Annotated in this window: 1 protein-coding gene; it reads left to right on the plus strand. The window is 67.8% G+C overall.

Features of this window, described 5'->3' with window-relative positions:
* Nucleotides 1–432, plus strand: a 432-nt coding sequence (locus IMZ11_RS44270; RefSeq protein ID WP_228649757.1) for a TetR/AcrR family transcriptional regulator, incomplete at both ends; no start/stop codon positions are given.

A 432-nucleotide genomic window follows, 5' to 3' on the forward strand; every position in this document is an offset into this window, starting at 1 on the left:
GCACCCTTGGGTACGCTCAGCGCGACGAAGGGACGGGTGTGGCGAAGGCTGTTGCGCCGCGTGGCTTTGCCCGCGAGCGAGTGCTGGAAGCGGCGTTGAGCCTGTTCGCCGAGCACGGCGTGAACGGCACGTCGTTGCAGATGATCGCCGACCGCCTCGGTGTCAGCAAGGCAGCGGTCTACTACCAGTTCCATTCCAAGGATGAGATCGCGCTGGCGGTCATCCAGCCGGTCTTCGACGACATGATGCGGTTGGTCCGCATCGCCGAGGCGATGTCGACGCCGGATGCCCGGCGGGAGGCCGCCATCAGCGGCATGGTCGAGATGGCTGTGCGGCACCGCCGGGTCACCGCGGTCTTCCACGGCGACCCCGTGATCGACGCCCTGGTGCAGAGCCGGGCCGAGCTGCAGGACACGATCGAACGGCTCACCC

Source organism: Microtetraspora sp. AC03309, from assembly GCF_020826795.1.
GTDB classification, from domain to species: Bacteria; Actinomycetota; Actinomycetes; order Streptosporangiales; family Streptosporangiaceae; genus Microtetraspora; species Microtetraspora glauca.